The organism is Streptomyces sp. JLBG701 (assembly GCF_058544905.1).
Genome location: NZ_CM178588.1, coordinates 4,878,949 through 4,896,459 on the forward strand (window position 1 = coordinate 4,878,949; position 17,511 = coordinate 4,896,459).

Here is a 17,511-nt window from a genome sequence, read left to right on the forward strand (position 1 = left end):
GCGCTGCGTGATCGAGCCACGGGCACGTCAAACGCCGCGACCCAGTAAGTGCTAAAATAGAATCAAGTCACTTTGACTTTAGCACTAACTAGTGGGAGGGGTTCACCTTGGCCGGCCGGATCAACCTGGAGGACCGGGAGAGCCCGCTGTGCGCGGCGGCGCAGCACGTCTGCGAGTGGTGGACGCTGCTGATCCTGCAGGACGCCTTCGACGGCTACACGCGCTTCGACCAGTTCAAGGAGAACCTGGGTGTCTCCTCCAGCATGCTGACCACCCGGCTCAAGGCCCTGGTCGACGACGGTCTGTTGGAACGCCGCCCTTACCAGACCAACCCGGTGCGTCACGAGTACGTACTCACCGAACTGGGGCGGTCCCTGTGGCCGGTCATCATGGCGCTGACCGCGTGGGGCAACTCCCGCCTCGCGCCGGAGGAGCGCAGGATGGTCGTCGTCGAGGCGGCGACGGGCGAGGAGATCGACCCCGTCGTCGTCGACGCGTCGACCGGCCGCCGCCTCGACGACAGCGACGCCTACGTCTTCGCGGCCGGCCCCGCCGCGGGCGAGGCGATGCGAGCCCGCTACCGCCATCGTGGGAAGGGCGCGGCCCAAGCGCCGCCACAGCAGAACTGAATGGTGTCCGCCCGGAAGAGAGCCCGGCGGGGCGGGCGGACACAACTCGGAGCGCCCACCGTCGCTTTGGCGGACCGAGCGTGCGCAGGTCGGTCGTGTGTACGCGGCTGACGCTCTCGCAAAGTGAGCACTACTCGTCCCCGGAGGCCGCCTACCTCAAGCAGCTGGTGTGCCTCGGTGGCCTGTTCGGCCGGCAGGCTCTGGGTGACCCGCGGGGTGATGCTGTCCGTCTCCGCCGGCCGGCGGAGACGGTCGAGCTTGGCGTGTTCGGGTGTGCACTGCGGCGCGAACGTGTAACGGATCTCGATGCCGCGTTCGGCGGGCGCCTGTGTACCGCCGACCGACGACGCCACCCGGCTGCCGTCCCGGACCGCGCGGATGGCGAGGCTGGCGATGCCCGCGGTGTCGACGAGGCCGTTCACACCGTCGGAAGTCTCCCCTCGTACCAGCTCCGGGATCTCGGTACCCCGAGGCAGGACCACGTCGGCCCCGAGTTCCTTCACCAGCAGTTCGTCCTTCGGTGCCGCGTCGGCGATCACCCGGAACCCGTCCGCCTTGGCCGGCTGGACGGCGTAGCCGCCGACCGCACTGGCGCGCCCCACCCGCCACTGACATGGGGACTGCTCAGTCGCTCATGGCATCCCGGACGTCGTTCGCTCTTGTGGTCTTGTTGACGGCGGTGTAGCAGGCGAGGACGACCACGTTCTCGCCCACGACGTGAGTGTCCTCGTGGGCGGTCCCGTCCCTCGGGATCGCGATGCGTACCGAGTGTCAGGAGGCCTTGGTGCGGACTCGGAATTGCGGCTGCTCAGAGGAGTCCAGAGACGGAGTGCTTGCCGTTGGAAACGTAGCTCACCGTGCTCGGAAAGACTCCTGCGCGGCAGCCACCTGGGTCAGTGCCACCCCGCCGGTGGTCACCCCTCTGCTTCCCACGGGTCAGCCCTTGATCGCCCCGGTGAGTACACCGGTCTTGAAGTGCTTCTGCATGAAGGGATACACCAGCAGGATCGGGACCAGCGTCAGCACCACCACGGCCATCTGGAGTGACTGTGGTGCTGTCTGCATGTGGGTGCCGCCGTAGCCGTTGTTGACCGATCCGGGCATGGTCAGGCCGTAGTTGACGTATTGCAAGAGCACGTACTGCAGTGGCCACTTGGCGCTGTCGGTGGGCATGTAGAGCATGACGTTGAAGAAGGCGTTCCAGTAGCCGACGGCGTAGAAGAGGGCCACGACCGCGGTGACCGCGCGGGAGGTGGGGAGTACCACCGACCACAGGATGCGCCATTCGCTGCATCCGTCCATCCGGGCCGCGTCGATCAGGTCCGCGGCGGTGCCGGAGTAGAAGGAGCGCAGGACCAGGATGTTGAAGACGGAGACGGCGCTGGGCAGGATCAGCGCCCAGTACTGGCCGTAGCCGCCGAGGCCGGTGACGACGAGGTAGGTGGGGATCAGCCCGCCGCTGACGAACATGGTGACGATCAGCACCGTCAGGATGCTGCGGTGGCCGAGGGAGCGGGACCGGGAGAGGCCGTAGGCGCACAGCACCGAGACCACCATGGACAGCACTGTGCCGATGACGGTGATGAAGAGGCTGACGAGGACGGCGCGGGTGACCGGGCCGTCGGTGAGCATCTGCCGGTAGGCGCCGAGGGTGAGACCGTCGGGCCAGAGCACCAGTCCGCCGGCGCGGTTGATGGCGCCGGGGGTGGAGAAGCTGGTGAGTACGACGATGTAGAGCGGCACCAGGACGGCGGCGAGGACCAGGACGAGGACGCCGCCCTTGAGAGTCTGACCGGCGACGGTCGGCTCCTCCTCCCAGACGGCACGGCCGCGGTGGCGGTCGGGCCGGAGGGTCGAGGTGGTCTGCGTGGGAGTCAGTGTCTGGCTCATCTGCGATACAACCCGTCCTCACCGAAGGCGTGCGCGATCCTGTTGGCGCCCCAGATCAGGAGCAGGGAGATCACGCTCTTGAACAGTCCGGCCGCGGCACCGTAGCTGTAGTTGTTGGTGGCGATGCCGTAGTAGAAGGAGAAGGTGTCCAGCACGTCGGCGGTGTCGTGGCCGACGGCGTTGCGCTGGATCAGGAACTGCTCGAAGCCGACGGACAGGGCGTTCCCCAGGCGCAGTACGAGCATCAGCACGATGACGCCCCGCATGCCGGAGAGGGTGATGTGCCACATCCGGCGCCAGCGGCCCGCGCCGTCGACGGCGGCGGCCTCGTAGAGGTTCTGGTCGATGGCGGCGAGGGCGGCGAGGAAGACGATGACGCCCCAGCCGGCTTCCTTCCACACGGCCTGGGAGGTGACCAGCAGTGCGAAGGTGTCCGGGTCGGTCATGATGTTCCAGGGGCCCAGGTCGTGCTGGGCGAGGAAGTGGTTGAGCACTCCGGCGCCGCCGAGCATCTCCTGGAAGAGGGTGATGGCCAGCACCCAGGAGAAGAAGTGGGGCAGGTAGACCACGGACTGGATGAAGTTCCGCAGCCGTTCGCTGAGCACCGTGTTCAGCAGCAGCGCCAGCCCGATCGGCACGGGGAAGAAGAGGATCAGCTGGACGAAGCTGAGCCAGAGGGTGTTGCGCAGTGCCTCCCAGAACAGCGGGTCGTCGAAGAGCTGCCGGAACTGGTCGAGGCCGGCCCAGTCGCTGTGCACCACCCCGACCAGCGGGTCGTAGTACTCGAAGGCGGTGATGAGGCCGAAGAGCGGGGCGTAGTTGAAGACCAGCAGCAGCGCGACCGCCGGCAGGGTCATGATGATCAGTGACTTGTCCCGGCGCAGTTGCAGCCGCAGACTCATGCGGTTCGCCGGGGGAACCGACTCCTCGCCGCCCTCGACCGCTGCCGGCGTGGGTTCCTTCTTGTCCTTGGTGGTGATCGTTGCGGCCACCGCTCCTCCTCGCTGTGCGGCGGCCGCTGTCACGCGGCCGGTCCGCACGCCGTCGTCTGCTACTGGCCGCTGCCGCTCTTCTCCAGTACGGCGGTCCGGTACCAGTCGGTGAGCCGGTCGCCGCCGCTGGACTTCCAGGACGCGATGGCGGCCTGGACGTCCGAGACCTTCTTGATGCCGTGGTAGCAGTCCTTGATCGCGTCCTCGACGGCCTGCGCGGTGTCGGCGGTGGCGAAGCGCTTGGGCACGGTGATGTTCATGTTCCAGAACACCGGTTTGTAGACGTACTTCACGGTCCGGGCCGACCAGGCCGTGTAGTCCTCGGTCACCGCGTTGGCGCCCGGGTTGCTGACGACCTGCGGGGCGGAGGCCAGGAAGTTGAACGTCTGCTGCTGTGCGGTCTTCTTGCCCTCCTCGGTGTAGGAGGGAATGCCGTTCACCATCGTGTAGTGGACACCCTCCACGCCGTAGACGACCTGCGTGTACTCGGCCGAACCGAAAGGCGCGGCAAGGTAGTTGGCGACGGCCAGCAGCTCCTCGATCTGGTCGCCCTTGAGCTTGGCGTTGAGGTAGCTCATGATGCTGGTGGAAGGGCCGAGGAAGGTCTGGGGCTTGGACCTGCCGTCGGCGGAGATGACGTCGAAGGCCGCACGGCGGTAGTTCTTGTTCGCGGCGACGCCGGACTGGTGGTCCGCAAGATTCCACGCGCCGGTGCCGCCGCCTTCGATCAGGGCCTTGCCGGCGTAGAACCGGGAGAGGCCGTTGTTGGTGTCGCCCGCCCGCGCGTCCGGGTGGACGTAACCGGCCTTGGCAAGCCGGTAGTGCCAGTTCAGGGCCTCCAGGAACTCGGGCATGTCGTACTTGTGGACGAGCTTGCCCTTCTCGATGGTGAACTTGTTGGGGACTCCCCACGCCTGGTACAGGTAGGTCCACACGTCGTCGAAGGCCCACACGCCGCGTTTGGCGTCGGTCAGCTCCTTGCCCAGGTTCCACAGGTCGTCGGCGGATCTGACCTGGTCCGCGGTGATGCCCCGCGCCCCCAGGATGTCCGCGCGGAAGAAGACGGCCCCCGCCACGGCCATGCCGCCGGCGAAGGAGGGGATGCCGTAGATCCTGTCCTGCCAGGCGGCGGCCCGCCAGGCGCCGGTGGGGATCGCGGCCAGGTTCGGATACTTCTTGATCTTGTCGCCGGACAAGTACGGTGTGAGGTCCGCCAGTTGGGTGCCCGCCAGCGCGCTGACATTGAAGGTGGCGTTCCACCAGGACGGCAGTTGGACCCAGTCCGGCAGCTTCTTGGACGCGGTCATCGTCGGGACGACGGTCGCGTAGTCGTTGCCGTTGGCCGGCTTCATGGTCAGGTCGATGCCGAGGGCCTTGTTCATGGCCCGGTAGTAGGAGTTGTCCGGAGAGGGCAGGGTCCCCCAGATCGGTGTCACGGCGGTGTAGCTGCCGCCTTTGCCGGGGGTTCCCCGCACCGTGGTCACGGGGTGGGCCGGGTAGGACAGGAAACCCGGGCTGGTGAACGCTCCGTCGGGTCCGGTGACCGACGGGATGTCGGGCTTCACCGAGGTGCTGGCCTGGTACTTGGGAAGCGCGGCGGCCAGCCCCGACCTGGAGTTGGTTCCCCCCTTCGAGCCGGAGGAGCCGTTTCCGCACGCGGACAGCAAGGGGGACAGGGCGGCGGCCCCGGCGACGGCGATGGCGCCGTTCACGAAGGCTCTGCGATTTGTTGCGATGCTCATGGTGGGCGGTCCTTCGGCTCTGAGGTTCTGTGACGAACGTCGTGCGAGGGCTGCGCGGTGGCCGCCCGACCTCGGTGCGGGAGGCGTGAGCGGCTTCGAGGACGTTGAAACGCGGCATGGATCGTTGCCCGCCTGTCGAAGCGCTTCGACATCGCCGAGAGATTAAGCGCGTCCTGGGGCGCCGGGCAAGGGTCGTGCAGGAAACCGAAACGCTCATTTAGAAACAGAAGTTTCTTGGAAACTTTCTCTTGACGTCTCGTCAAGCCCATGCCAGCGTCGAAGCGCTTCAACACGCGGCATCGAGGCCCTGCGACCCGGCCGTACGGTGCCGTCCACCCCCGTCGTCGCACTCCGCAAGGGACCTCACCTGTGAGTACCGCTGCCGTCTCCGCCACGCTGCCCTTCCGCGACCCGGGGCTCCCGCTGGCCGAACGCGTCGAAGACCTGCTCCACCGGCTCACGCCGGAGGAACGCGTCGCGATGCTGCACCAGTACGCGCCCGCCGTTCCCCGCCTGGGTGTCGCCGAGTTCCGCACCGGCACCGAGACCCTGCACGGCGTCGCCTGGCTCGGCGAGGCCACCACCTTCCCGCAGGCCGTCGGGCTGGGCGCGACCTGGGACGAGGACCTGGTCCGCGAGGTCGCCGAGGCGGTCTCCGTCGAGCAGCGCGCCTTCCACCACCACCGTCCCCCGGCCGTCGGCACCGGCCGCAACAGCCTCCAGGCGTGGGCCCCCGTGGTGAACCTGCTGCGCGACCCGCGCTGGGGCCGCAACGAGGAGGGCTACTCCGAGGACGCCCTGGTCACCTCCCGGCTCGGCGCCGCCTTCTGCCGCGGTATGTCCGGCGACGACCCGGACCACCTGCGCACCGCACCGGTCCTCAAGCACTTCCTCGCCTACAACAACGAGGACGACCGCTGCACCACCTCCTCCGGCCTGCGCCCCCGGGTCCTGCACGAGTACGACCTCGCCGCCTTCCGGCCGGCCGTTGCCACCGGCGCGGCCACCGGCGTGATGGCGGCCTACAACCTGGTCAACGGCCGTCCCTGCCACGTCAGTCCGCTCCTTGAGCAGCAGCTGCGGGAGTGGGCGAAGCCCACCGGCCACGAACTCTTCGTCGTCAGCGACGCCGATGCCCCCTCGAACCTGGTCGACCCGGAGCACTACTTCGACGACCACGCCGAGTCGCACGCCGCCGCGCTGAAGGCCGGCATCGACAGCTTCACCGACCACTTCGAGGACAGCGCCACCACCTTCGGCCGGATCAGCGCCGCCCTGGAGCGCGGCCTGCTGTCGATGGCAGACGTGGACCGCGCCGTGAGCCGTCAGTTGTCGATACGTTTCCGGCTCGGCGAGTTCGACCCCGAGCAGGACCCGTACGCGGGTATCGGCTGGGATGTCGTCAACTCCCCAAAACACCAGGCGCTCGCGCTGCGCGCGGCCACCGAGTCGATCGTCCTGCTCAAGAACACCGGCGTGCTGCCGCTCGCCACCGACCGACGCGTGGCCGTGGTCGGGCCGCTCGCCCTCACCCTGTTCGAGGACTGGTACAGCGGCAGCCACCCGTACCGGGTCACCGTCGCCGACGGCCTGGGCGTCGAGGGCATCGAGGGCGTCGACCGGATCGTGCTGCGCACCGCCGACGGCCGCGCCCTCACCGCCGTAGGCCCGGAGGGACGGCTGGTTGTGACGGATGCCCAGGACGCCGACCCCGCCGCCCAGTGGGACCTCTTCGACTGGGACCTCGGAGTGCTCACCCTGCGCTCGGCCGCCACCGGCCGTTACGCCTCGCTGCGCGACGACGACCAGCAGGTCGCCGCCGACCGGGACCAGCCCGGTGAATGGGAGGTCCACGAAACCTTCCGCATCGAACCCGCCGGGGACGGAGCGGAGTTGCTCTTCAACATCTGCAACAGCCGTTACGCCCAGGCGGATCCGGACACCGGTGTCCTCACCATGACCGCCGAGACCCCGGAGCAGGCCGTCCGGTTCACCCGGACCGTGGTGCGCGACGGTGTCGCCGAGGCCGTCGCGGCCGCGCGGAGCGCCGACACGGTCGTCGTGGTGGTCGGTAACGACCCGCACATCAACGGCAAGGAGACCACGGACCGGGCCGGTCTGCGACTGCCGCCCCAGCAGGACCGGCTGCTGCGCGAGGTCGTCGCGGTCCATGACGACACCGTGCTGGTCGTCATGTCCAGTTACCCCTACGCGCTGGACTGGGCCGACGAGCATGTGCCCGCGGTGCTGTGGATCTCGCACGCCGGCCAGGAGACCGGCCGCGCCCTGGCCCGCGTGCTGTACGGCGAGGCCGACCCGGCCGGCCGCCTCCCGCAGACCTGGTACCGGGGCGACGACGAGCTGCCCGGCCGCCTGGACTACGACATCATCAAGGCCGGCTGGACGTACCAGTACCACCAGGCCGCCCCGCTCTACGCCTTCGGCCACGGCCTCTCCTACACCCGCTTCGAGTACACCCAACTCGCCCTGGACCAGAAAGGGTTGGGTCAGGACGGCGAGATCCGGGTCCGGGTCTCGCTGCTCAACGCCGGGCCGCGCGCGGGCACGGAGACCGTGCAGCTCTACGCCCGAGCCCTGGACGCCCGCTACCACGCTCCCCGGCTGAAACTCGTCGGCTTCCGCAAGGCGCGCCTGGCAGCGGGCCGGACGGCGGAGCTGGAGTTCCGGCTGCCGGTCACCGAGGCGCTGTCCCACTGGGACGTGGTCACCGGGGCCTTCACCGTGGATCCCGGCCGCTACGAACTGGTGCTCGCCCGCTCGGCGGCGGCTCCCGCCCTGACCACGCAGCTGACCGTCACCGGCCCCGCCCCACGGTCACGCCGCGCGCTCGAAAGCCCCCTGTGCGCGGTCGACTTCGACGACTACGAGGACCTCGCCCTGGTCGACGCCACCCGGGAGGACGGCGACGCGGTGACCCCGGCCGGCGAGACCGCGACGCTGCTCTTCCGCCAGGTGGACCTGAGCGGCGCGGGCCGGCTCACCGTCGAGGTGTCCCGGACGGGGGAGGGGGCCGCCGCCGTGCTCGAACTCAACGCGGGGGAGCGCAGGTTGGCGGCCCTGGAGGTGCCCGTCACCGGTGACCGCTACGCCTGGACCACCGTCACCGCCCCGCTGACCGAGCAACTGGAGGGCGTACACGACCTGCGGATCGTCCTCACCGGCGAACAGCGGCTGCGCACGCTGACCTTCACCCCCTGACCCGCCGTGAAGCTCCACCGAACCACAGCCCAAGAACCGAAGGGACCTGACGAGGTGTACGACGAGAACGTGACGGCATCCGCCACCAACCCGGTGATCCCGGGTTTCCACCCCGACCCCAGCGTCTGCCGCGTCGGCGAGGACTACTACCTCGCCTGTTCGAGCTTCGAGTACTTCCCCGGCATCCCCCTCTTCCACAGTCGGGACCTGGTGCACTGGACCCAGATAGGCAACGCCCTGGACCGGCCCGGCCAGCTCCGACTGCCCCGGGACACCCCCTCCTCCGGTGGTCTCTATGCGCCCACCCTGCGCCATCACGACGGACGGTTCTGGCTGATCGTCACCAATGTCGCCCCCGGTGAGGGCAATCTGGTGGTCAGCGCGACCGATCCCGTCGGCCCCTGGACCGACCCGGTCCGCCTGCCCGGAGTCCCCGGCATCGACCCCGACCTGGCCTGGGACGAGGAAGGCAACTGCTGGTGCACCATCTCCGGGGTCGCCCAGGTCCGTATCGACCCGAGCACGGGCGAGACCTTCGGTGAGCCGCAGCCGGTGTGGTCCGGGACCCCGGGTGCCGCCGCCCCGGAGGCCCCGCACCTGTACCGGATCGGCGACCACTGGTACCTGATGATCGCCGAGGGCGGCACCGAGCGCGGCCACGGCGTCTCCATCGCCCGCGGCACCTCTCCCAACGGCCCCTTCGAGCCCTGCCCGGCCAACCCGATCCTGACCCACCGCAGCACCAACCGGCCGATCCAGAACACCGGCCACGCCGACCTCGTCCAGGCCGCTGACGGCTCCTGGTGGATGGTGCTGCTGGGCGTCCGTCCCCAGGGCGGCACCCCCGGGTGGCACATCCTGGGCCGGGAGACCTTCCTTGCCTCCGTCTCCTGGATCGACGGCTGGCCCGTCGTCGGTGAGGTCGACCCCGAACTCCCGGAGATGCCGTGGCCGTTGGTACCGACCACGGCACCGGCCGAGCGCGACGACTTCGACTCGAACGAACTGCGGCCCTCTTGGATCTCCCTGCACGACCGCCCGGCCGAGCACTACTCCACCAAGGAACGCTCCAGCCGGCTCACTCTGCGCGCCCGCGGTACGTCCCTGGACGAGCCCGACGTCATCTTCCTCGGGCGGCGCCAGCAGCACCTCGGCTTTCAGGCGCGGGCGCTGGTCGACTGCTCCGAAGGCACCGGCGGCCTGGCCGTCCGCCTGGACGACCGGCACCACTACGCCATCGAGGCCACGTCCGAGCGCACGGTCCGGGTGATCGCCCGCGTCGGGTCGCTGCGCTCCATGTCAGCGGAACTACCGCTGCCCGCAGGTCCCTTCGTGCTCACCGTGCGCACCGGAAAGGCCCCTGGGCCCCACGACTCCCGCACTGGTCCCGACTCCTTGGTCTTCGGCGTCGAGGCGCCCGACGGGACGACGACGGACGTGGCCTCGCTGGACGGCCGCTACCTCTCGACCGAGGTCGCCGGAGGCTTCACCGGCCGGGTCGTCGGCCTGTGCGCCGTCGACGGGGCCGTGCACTTCGACTGGTTCGACTACGTCCCCGGCTCCTGCTGACGAGGAGTCCTCAGCTCTGCGAAACCCACCCGCACAGAAGGGATCTCACCATGCACCGGACACAACGCCTCGCGAGGCGTGGGCATGAGAACGGCCACCGAAGCCCCAGACCGCTCCGCCGGTTCGTCGGCCTGTTGCTCGGGCTCATAGCCGCGACCCACCTCGCCTGGGGCGGCGCCGCCTTCGCCGCCTCACAAGCGCCCCAGGCGTCCGCGGTGCCCTCCGACCGCATGGCCGTTGTCAAGGCCATGGAGCCCAGCTGGAACCTCGGCAACACGCTGGACGCCATCCCGGACGAGACCTCCTGGGGCAACCCGCCGATCACCAAGGCCCTGCTCGACACCGTGAAGGCCCAGGGCTTCCGCAGTGTCCGGCTCCCCGTCACCTGGGGCAGTCACCAGTCGTCGACGGCGCCGTACACCATCGAGCCCGCCTTCATGAACCGAGTCAAGCAGGTCGTCGACTGGGCCATCGCGGACGGCCTCTACGTGGACCTCAACCTCCACCACGACTCGTGGACGTGGATCGCCGACATGCCCTCCGACCACGACGGAGTGCTGGCCCGGTTCAACGCCACCTGGACCCAGATCGCCGACGCCTTCAGGGACGAGCCGCGCCTCCTGCTCTTCGAGAGCGTCAACGAACCGCAGTTCAACAACGCCACCGACGCCCAGGACCAACAGCTGCTGAACGAACTCAACACCTCGTTCCACCACATCGTCCGCGCCTCCGGCGGCGGCAACACCGACAGGCTGCTGCTCCTGCCCACCGTGTACTGCACGCCCAGCCAGTCGCTGCTGGAGAACCTCTCGGCCGAGATGGCCTCGCTGCAGGACGACAACCTCGTCGCGACCGTGCACTACTACGGGTTCTGGCCCTTCAGCGTCAACATCGCCGGCTACACCCGCTACGAGACCGTCTCGCAGCAGGACATGACGCAGGCCTTCAAGCACATGCACGACATCTTCGTCGCCAAGGGCATCCCGGTGTACCTGGGGGAGTTCGGCCTCCTCAACTACCCGGACTTCAACCACCCGGCCACGGTCGAGCGCGGCGAGGCGTTCAAGTACTTCGAACAACTCGGTCACGAGGCCCGGGTCAACGGGGTAACCACCGCACTGTGGGACGCCTTCAACTACCTCAACAGGGAGACCCTGCAGTGGCGTGACCTGGAGCTGATCAACCGGATCAGGTCCGCCTGGACCACGCGTTCCGGGACCGCCTCCAGCGACACCGTGTACCTGCCCAAGTCGGGCACCATCGGTGCGCAGACGCTCACTCTGAACCCGAACGGAGCCTCCTTCCGCGGGGTGTGGCAGGGCAACCGGAAGCTCACCCAGGGCCGTGACTACACCGTCTCCGGAGACCGGGTCACCCTCACCGCCGCCGCTCTCACCCGCCTCGCCGGGGACCGCGGCTACGGGGCGAACTCGACCATCCAGTTCCGCTTCTCCTGCGGTCTGCCCTGGCCCGTCCACATCCGCACGTACGACGCACCCGTGCTCTCGAACGCGTCCGGCACGAGCAGCGGCCTGGTCGTCCCCACGGACTTCCGGGGTGACGAACTGGCCACCATGGAGGCGAGGTACGCGGACGGGTCCAACGCCGGCACCGCCACCTGGACCTCCTACCAGCAGTTCAACACGACGTTCTCCCCGGACTACCCCGGCCGGGCGATCGGCCTCACCCCAGCCTTCCTGGGCAGTCTCACCGACGGCGCGCCGGTCACCCTCACCTTCCACTTCTGGAGCGGCACCACCGTGACGTACCAGGTCACCCGCTCCGGCACCACGGTGACGGGGTCGAGCACCTGACCCTGAGGATCCACGTCGGCCCGGTCGCGGTGCCATTACCCGTGACCGGGCCGGTCACGAAACACGAAGCGCCGCGGAACAAGTGGGAGAAACACGCGCGGCGGTCGCTCACCGGCCTGAAGTGCCACAATGAACCGGGGAACGACGAAAACACAAAGAGCTGCGGCAGCGAGGGAAGGCGAGCGTGGCGGACAACGGGGCGGATGCGTCGGCGGAGCACGTGGGAGACGTTCCCGACGAACCTCGGGGACCGGTCACCATCGCGTACATCGCGGAGACGGCAGGAGTCTCGATCCCCACCGTTTCGAAGGTGCTCAACGGCAGGTCGGGCGTCTCCAGCGGCACCCGCACCCGCGTCGAGGAACTGATCAACCGCTACGGCTACAAGAAGCCGCCGGGCAGCCGGAACACCACCATGGAGCTGGTGTTCCGCGAGCTGAAGAGCCTGTGGGCGGTCGAGATCATCCGTGGCGTCGAGCGAGTGGCCAGCAAGAACCGGGTGGGAGTGATGGTCTCGGAGTTCGGGCTCCATGACGCACCCACACGGACCGTGGAAGACATGGTGGGCCGCCGACCGCACTGCGTGCTGTCCGTCGCCCAACTGTCCGACGAGGAGCGCGAGCAACTCAGCGTCAAGGGCATCCCCTTCGTCGTCTTCGACCCGACGGAGGAGCCCCCCGACGACGTGCCCTTCGTCGGCGCCACCAACTGGCGCGGTGGCCAGTCGGCAACCCGGCACCTGATCGACCTCGGGCACCGCCACATAGCGATGATCGGCGGACCCCGGGATGTCTCCTGCTTCCGTGCGCGGCAGGCCGGTTACACATCTGCTTTGGAGGCGGCAGGCCTGCCCACCGATCCCGGCCTGGTCGTCAATGCACCGCTCACCAGGGAAGGCGGCAGCGAAGCCGCGCGTGAACTGCTGGTGCGGAGCGAGCGGCCCACCGCCGTCTTCGCCTCGAACGACCTGCAGGCACTGGGTGTCTACCAGGCCGCCCGCGAACTGGGACTCACCATTCCCGGTGACCTCAGCGTCGTGGGTTTCGACGACCTCCCTGTCGTGGCGTGGGTGGACCCACCGCTGACGACGGTTCACCAGCCGCTGACGGAGATGGCGGCGGCGGCCACCGAGCTCGCGCTCTCTCTCGGCCGCGGCGAGAGGCCGGCGCAGATCGGCGTGGAGATCGCCACCACGCTCACCGTGCGCGGCAGCACGGCGAAACCCCCGAAGAAGCCGAGGAAGGTCTGAGGCCGCTGATGTGGCCCACGGGCCACACGCCTTCAGGGCGACACCCTTCCGGCGTTCACGAGTGCATGCCCCGACGAACCAGCCGCCTGCCGTGCACGTGCCCCCGCCTGCTCTTCCGGTACGGCGAGATCCACGTGCCGGTGGCAGCGGTCACCACGGCCCGGCCTGTCGCGAGGTCCTGCGGATGACGTCGGTGGCAGGCGAGCAGCACCTTAAGCGCTGTGGTCCGCTCAGAAGGTGAGTATCACCCGTCCCCGGAGGCCGCCCGCCTCCAGCAACCGGTGTGCTTCGACGGCTTGTTCGGCCGGCAGCGTCCGCGCGACCCGCGGGGTGAGCCGGTCCGCCTCCGCCAGTTCGCGCAGGCGGTCGAGCTTGGCGTGTTCGCGTGCGTACTGTGGCACGAACGTGAACCTGGTCTCGATGCCGCGTTCGGCGGGCACCTGGGTGCCGCCGACCGACGAGGCCACCCGGCCGCCGTCGCGCACGGCGCGGACGGCCTGAGCGGCGATGCCCGCGGTGTCGACGAGTCCGTCGACACCCTCGGGTATCTCCACGCGTACCAGGTCCGGGTACTCGGCGCCGCGTGGCAGTACGACGTCCGCCCCGAGTTCCTTCACCAGCAGTTCGTCCTTCGGTGCCGCGTCGGCGATCACCCGGAACCCGTCCGCCTTAGCCAGCTGGACGGCGTAGCCGCCGACCGCGCCTGCCGCTCCGGTGACCGCCACGGTGGAGCCTGCGGGAAGTTCCAGCAGGTCCAGCGCCATCCGGGCGGTGAGTCCGTTCATCGGCAGCGTGGCGGCCTCGATGTCGGTGGTGCCCGCCGGTGCGCGGACCACCGACTCGGCGGGAACGACCACGTGTTCGGCGTACGCGCCGTGCGTCCCGGAGACGACCACGACGGCCATGACGCGGTCGCCGACGGCGAGACCGGTGTCGGTTCCCTCACCGATCTGCTCGACCACGCCGGCCGCGTCCATCCCGGGAACGTAGGGCGGCTCGGCGTCGGAGACGAAGGCGATTCCGCGGCGCACCAGCGTGTCGACGGGGTTGACCGTCGCCGCGTGCACCCGGATGCGGATCTCGCCCGGCCTCGCCTCGGGGACCGGGAGGTCCAGGACCCGCAGTACCTCGGGCCCGCCGAACTCGGTCAGCCCTATCGCCTTCATGAATCGTCCTTCCTCAGAGGTCGGTCATTCGACCGCCACGCCTCCCGACAGGCGGATCTCCTCGCTGTCGAGGGCGGCCTGCAGGCGGCGCAGTACGGTGTCGTCGATCCGGCGCTCGTCGCGCAGCCGGACGACGGTGGCGCGTTTGTTGGCGATGAGGGCCAGGCGCAGCGCGAGGTAGTCCTGGTGCTGGAGTACCGCGGGGTCGTCGTGGGCGCCCGCGCTCCTGGCCCGGACGGAGGCGAGGTGGGCCTCGTACTCCTGGCGCAGCCACTCGACGATCTTCGGTTCGGACCGCAGACCGGTGGCGAGCTGCGGCATCGCCTTGATCGCCTCCTCGATGGCGGCGGTCTCCGCGAGGTCGTGTTCTTCGTCGACCGAGGTGTCGGGCGGCAGCTTTGCCCAGCGCACCGCCACCGGCAGCAGGAGTCCCTGCACGACCAGCGTCACGAGGATGACGCCGGCGGTGACGAAGACGATGAAGCTGCGGTCGGGGAACGCCTCGCCCGAGTCGAGGGTCTGCGGGACCGAGAGCACCATCGCGAGCGAGACCGCGCCCCGGAAGCCGGCCAGTCCGTTGACGACTCGGGTGCGGTGCCCGACCCGGAGCGTGCGTTGCCGGGGGCTGCGGTCGAGTGCGCGGACCAGGTAGGTGGAGGAGTACAGGAACGCGAAGCGTACGGCGACGAGCACCACGCAGATGACACCGACCGCGATGAGCGCGTCCTGGAGGTCGGCGCGGCCCAGGTCGCGGACGGCGTACTGCAGTTCCACCCCGACCAGGACGAACAGCGCCCCGTTGATGATGAAGGTGGCCAGCGGCCAGAACGCCAGTGCCTGCGTGCGGTGTTCGGCCTGGATGATGCGTGGGGCGACCTGGGACATGATCAGGCCGCTGACGACCACCGCGAGGACGCCGGAGGCCTCGATGAGTTCGGCGAGCAGGTAGGCGGTGAAGGGCGCCAGGATCATGACCAGGTTGCCGAGCAGGGGATCGGTCAGGCGGCGCCGCAGGTTCATGTTGACCCACGCGACCGCCACGCCGACTGCGGCTCCGCCGCCGTATGCGAGCAGGAACAGTCCGCCGACGTGCGGGATGCTCAGGTGTTCCTCGCCGACCGTGATGCCGACCGCGAGACCGTAGATGACCAGGGCCGTGCCGTCGTTGACCAGGCTCTCGGCGCGCAGGATGGTGACCTGGCGGCGTGGCAGGGCGCGGGCGAGGACACCGACCGCCGTCGCGTCGGTCGGCGCCATGGCCGCGCCGAGCACCCACGCCGGTCCCCACGGCAGCCCGAGGGCATGCCCGGCAGCCGCGACGGCCCACGCGGTGAGGATGACGAGTACGGTGCTCAGCTGCAGGATGCCGCGGAGGTTGGTGCGGATCTCCCGCAGGGAGGTGGTCAGGCTCTCCCAGTACAGCAGCACCGGGAGGAAGAGCAACAGCACGACTTCCGGGGGCAGTTGCGCGTTCCGGACGGCCGGGACGAATCCCAGGAGCACGCCCGTCACGAGCAGGACGACGGGCGGGGCGATGCCGAGGCGCTGTCCCACGGCGTTGCCCACCAGCACGGCCACGCCCAGGACCACGACGAGTTCGAGGCCGAGCAAGGGGTTCTCTCCTGGGATTCAGCGGGGTACGAGCTTCAGGGTCGTGTCCCGCGACGCCACCATGGGATTCACGTAACTCGCGCCGTAGCGGCCGTACTTGGTGCGGTAGGCGGTGTCGACGCGGTCGTTGACGTCGGGGTCGGTGACCTCGACAAGAGTGACGTCCTTGTCGACGCCGCCGGAGCGGATGTGGCCCTCGTGGCCGGCCCGGGCCGCGCGGTACCAGGCGCCGGCGTTGCCTCGGAAGGAGCGGACGTAGAGGTCGTCGCCGTCGCGGACGACCCAGATCGGCACGGGCGTGCGCGGCGTTCCGTCGCTGCGCGAGGGGGCTATCCGCAGTTCCTCGGCTTGCTCGATCCGGGTCAGCTCGTCGTTCGTCCAGGTCGTCATGGGTGTGCTTCCTCTACGACCGTGTGGCGGGGTGTGTCCTCGTGGGCGTGAGCGCGGTCGGCGCGGCTCACGCCCACGAGGTGATCGGGTCAGGGTGTGAGGAGGGTCTTGATGGCGCGGCGTTCGTCCATCGCCTTGTAGCCCTCGGCGACTTGGTCCAGGGGCAGGGTGAGGTCGAAGACCTTGCCGGGGTTGATGCGGCCGGTCAGGACGCGGTCGATCAGGTCGGGCAGGTAGCGGCGGACGGGCGCCGGGCCGCCGCGCAGGCCGACCTGGGAGAAGAACAGCTCCTGGCCGTCGACGGCGACCTCGTGGGGGACGCCGACGAAGCCGACGTTGCCGCCCGGGCGCGCGGAGTGCAGGGCCTGGCTCATGGATTCGGCGGTGCCGACGCATTCCAGGACGGAGTCGGCGCCGATGCCGCCGGTCAGCTCCTTGATGCGGGCGATGCCTTCGGTGCCGCGCTCGCTGACGATGTCGGTGGCGCCGAACTCCAGGGCGAGCTTCTGCCGGGACTCGTGCCGGGACATGGCGATGATCCGCTCCGCGCCGAGCTCCTTCGCGGCGATGACACCGCACAGGCCTACGGCTCCGTCACCGACCACCACGGCCGTCGAGCCCGGCTTGACCTCGGCGGCCAGGGCGGCCCACCAGCCGGTGCCCATCACGTCGGACACGGCCAGCAGGCCGGGTACGAGATCGGCGGAGGGGTGCTCGTCCGTGGCGACCAGGGTGCCGTGGGCGTTGGGGATGCGCACGTACTCGGCCTGGCAGGTGCTCATGAACTCACGGTTCAGGCAGGAGGACTGCCAGCCCTTGGCGCAGTTGGCGCAGGTGTTGTCGGAGGTGGCGAAGGAGCCGACCACGAACTGGCCGGGCTTGACGTGGGTGACCTCGCTGCCGGTCTCCTCGACGACGCCGACGTACTCGTGGCCCATCGGGTGCGGGTCGCCGACGGGCTCCACGCCGCGGTACGGCCACAGGTCCGAGCCGCACACACAGGTGGCGACGGTGCGGATGATCGCGTCCGTCGGCTTGACGATCTTGGGCTCGGGGACGTCCTCCACCCGGATGTCGCCGGGGGCGTGGATCAGCGTTGCGCGCATGTCTTTTCTCCTGATGCGTTTCTTGTGTGGGGATGGCTCGGGCGCGGGTGGGGTCTTCGCGCCGGCGGGCGGCCATGGCCGGTCGGCGGACGCTTCAGGAGTTCCATCGTGATTCTCTTCGTGCGTAGCTGTGG

The 17,511-nt window shown here is 69.3% G+C and carries 13 protein-coding genes; 5 read left to right on the forward strand and 8 right to left on the reverse strand.

The window, feature by feature from the left end; translation table 11 throughout:
* Positions 1–107 precede the first annotated feature (107 nt).
* On the forward strand, positions 108–629 hold the full coding sequence (locus AC5DRG_RS22315) for a winged helix-turn-helix transcriptional regulator (RefSeq protein ID WP_491812361.1): 522 nt from the start codon (positions 108–110) through the stop codon (positions 627–629).
* Here the strand turns inward: AC5DRG_RS22315 and AC5DRG_RS22320 are convergent.
* The 4 genes from AC5DRG_RS22320 to AC5DRG_RS22335 all read right to left on the reverse strand — a co-directional run bounded on the left by AC5DRG_RS22320 (position 578) and on the right by AC5DRG_RS22335 (position 5,253).
* Positions 578–1,231: a zinc-binding dehydrogenase gene (locus tag AC5DRG_RS22320; protein ID WP_491812362.1), complete on the reverse strand. Its 654-nt coding sequence runs from the start codon at positions 1,229–1,231 to the stop codon at positions 578–580. The two genes, AC5DRG_RS22315 and AC5DRG_RS22320, sit on opposite strands and share 52 nt — an antisense overlap.
* A gap of 334 nt (positions 1,232–1,565) precedes the next feature.
* On the reverse strand, positions 1,566–2,519 hold the full coding sequence (locus AC5DRG_RS22325; RefSeq protein WP_491812363.1) for a carbohydrate ABC transporter permease: 954 nt from the start codon (positions 2,517–2,519) through the stop codon (positions 1,566–1,568).
* The gene (locus tag AC5DRG_RS22330) at positions 2,516–3,511 is read right to left on the reverse strand and encodes an ABC transporter permease (RefSeq protein WP_491812364.1); all 996 of its coding nucleotides are present in this window, start codon (positions 3,509–3,511) and stop codon (positions 2,516–2,518) included. Before AC5DRG_RS22330 ends, AC5DRG_RS22325 begins: the two co-directional genes overlap by 4 nt.
* A 59-nt stretch (positions 3,512–3,570) precedes the next feature.
* A complete protein-coding gene (locus AC5DRG_RS22335) occupies positions 3,571–5,253 on the reverse strand; it encodes an ABC transporter substrate-binding protein (protein ID WP_491812365.1) in 1,683 nt (560 codons plus the stop codon).
* Positions 5,254–5,622: 369 nt separating this feature from the next.
* Here AC5DRG_RS22335 and AC5DRG_RS22340 point away from each other — a divergent pair, with 369 nt between their 5' ends.
* From AC5DRG_RS22340 to AC5DRG_RS22355, 4 genes are all read left to right on the forward strand, one after another.
* Positions 5,623–8,472, forward strand: a complete 2,850-nt coding sequence (locus AC5DRG_RS22340) for a glycoside hydrolase family 3 C-terminal domain-containing protein (protein ID WP_491812366.1) — start codon at positions 5,623–5,625, stop codon at positions 8,470–8,472.
* A gap of 54 nt (positions 8,473–8,526) precedes the next feature.
* Positions 8,527–10,041 (forward strand): glycoside hydrolase family 43 protein, encoded by a 1,515-nt coding sequence (locus AC5DRG_RS22345; RefSeq protein ID WP_491812367.1) that lies wholly within the window; start codon positions 8,527–8,529, stop codon positions 10,039–10,041.
* Positions 10,042–10,091: 50 nt separating this feature from the next.
* Entirely contained in the window at positions 10,092–11,855 is a 1,764-nt protein-coding gene (locus AC5DRG_RS22350) for a cellulase family glycosylhydrolase (RefSeq protein WP_491812368.1), read from the forward strand.
* 184 nt (positions 11,856–12,039) lie between these two features.
* Entirely contained in the window at positions 12,040–13,104 is a 1,065-nt protein-coding gene (locus AC5DRG_RS22355) for a LacI family DNA-binding transcriptional regulator (RefSeq protein ID WP_491812369.1), read from the forward strand.
* A 230-nt stretch (positions 13,105–13,334) separates the two neighbouring features.
* On the opposite strand, the gene AC5DRG_RS22360 is transcribed toward AC5DRG_RS22355, so the two are convergent.
* From AC5DRG_RS22360 to AC5DRG_RS22375, 4 genes are all read right to left on the reverse strand, one after another.
* Positions 13,335–14,270 carry an NADP-dependent oxidoreductase gene (locus tag AC5DRG_RS22360; protein WP_491812370.1) on the reverse strand — a complete coding sequence of 312 codons (936 nt, stop codon included), beginning with the start codon at positions 14,268–14,270 and terminating at the stop codon, positions 13,335–13,337.
* Between the two features lie 24 nt (positions 14,271–14,294).
* Positions 14,295–15,881, reverse strand: a complete 1,587-nt coding sequence (locus tag AC5DRG_RS22365) for a Na+/H+ antiporter (RefSeq protein WP_491812371.1) — start codon at positions 15,879–15,881, stop codon at positions 14,295–14,297.
* Between the two features lie 18 nt (positions 15,882–15,899).
* Entirely contained in the window at positions 15,900–16,271 is a 372-nt protein-coding gene (locus tag AC5DRG_RS22370; RefSeq protein WP_491812372.1) for a DUF2255 family protein, read from the reverse strand.
* Positions 16,272–16,360: 89 nt separating this feature from the next.
* The gene (locus AC5DRG_RS22375; RefSeq protein ID WP_491812373.1) at positions 16,361–17,377 is read right to left on the reverse strand and encodes a zinc-dependent alcohol dehydrogenase family protein; all 1,017 of its coding nucleotides are present in this window, start codon (positions 17,375–17,377) and stop codon (positions 16,361–16,363) included.
* Positions 17,378–17,511 lie beyond the last annotated feature (134 nt).

What these genes read in the sequence shown, in the direction of transcription:
- AC5DRG_RS22325 (WP_491812363.1), bottom strand. Translation starts at nt 2,519, where the DNA reads ATGAGCCAGACACTGACTCCCACGCAGACCACCTCGACCCTCCGGCCC.
- AC5DRG_RS22335 (WP_491812365.1), bottom strand. Translation starts at nt 5,253, where the DNA reads ATGAGCATCGCAACAAATCGCAGAGCCTTCGTGAACGGCGCCATCGCC.
- AC5DRG_RS22350 (WP_491812368.1), top strand. Translation starts at nt 10,092, where the DNA reads ATGCACCGGACACAACGCCTCGCGAGGCGTGGGCATGAGAACGGCCAC.
- AC5DRG_RS22360 (WP_491812370.1), bottom strand. Translation starts at nt 14,270, where the DNA reads ATGAAGGCGATAGGGCTGACCGAGTTCGGCGGGCCCGAGGTACTGCGG.
- AC5DRG_RS22370 (WP_491812372.1), bottom strand. Translation starts at nt 16,271, where the DNA reads ATGACGACCTGGACGAACGACGAGCTGACCCGGATCGAGCAAGCCGAG.
- AC5DRG_RS22375 (WP_491812373.1), bottom strand. Translation starts at nt 17,377, where the DNA reads ATGCGCGCAACGCTGATCCACGCCCCCGGCGACATCCGGGTGGAGGAC.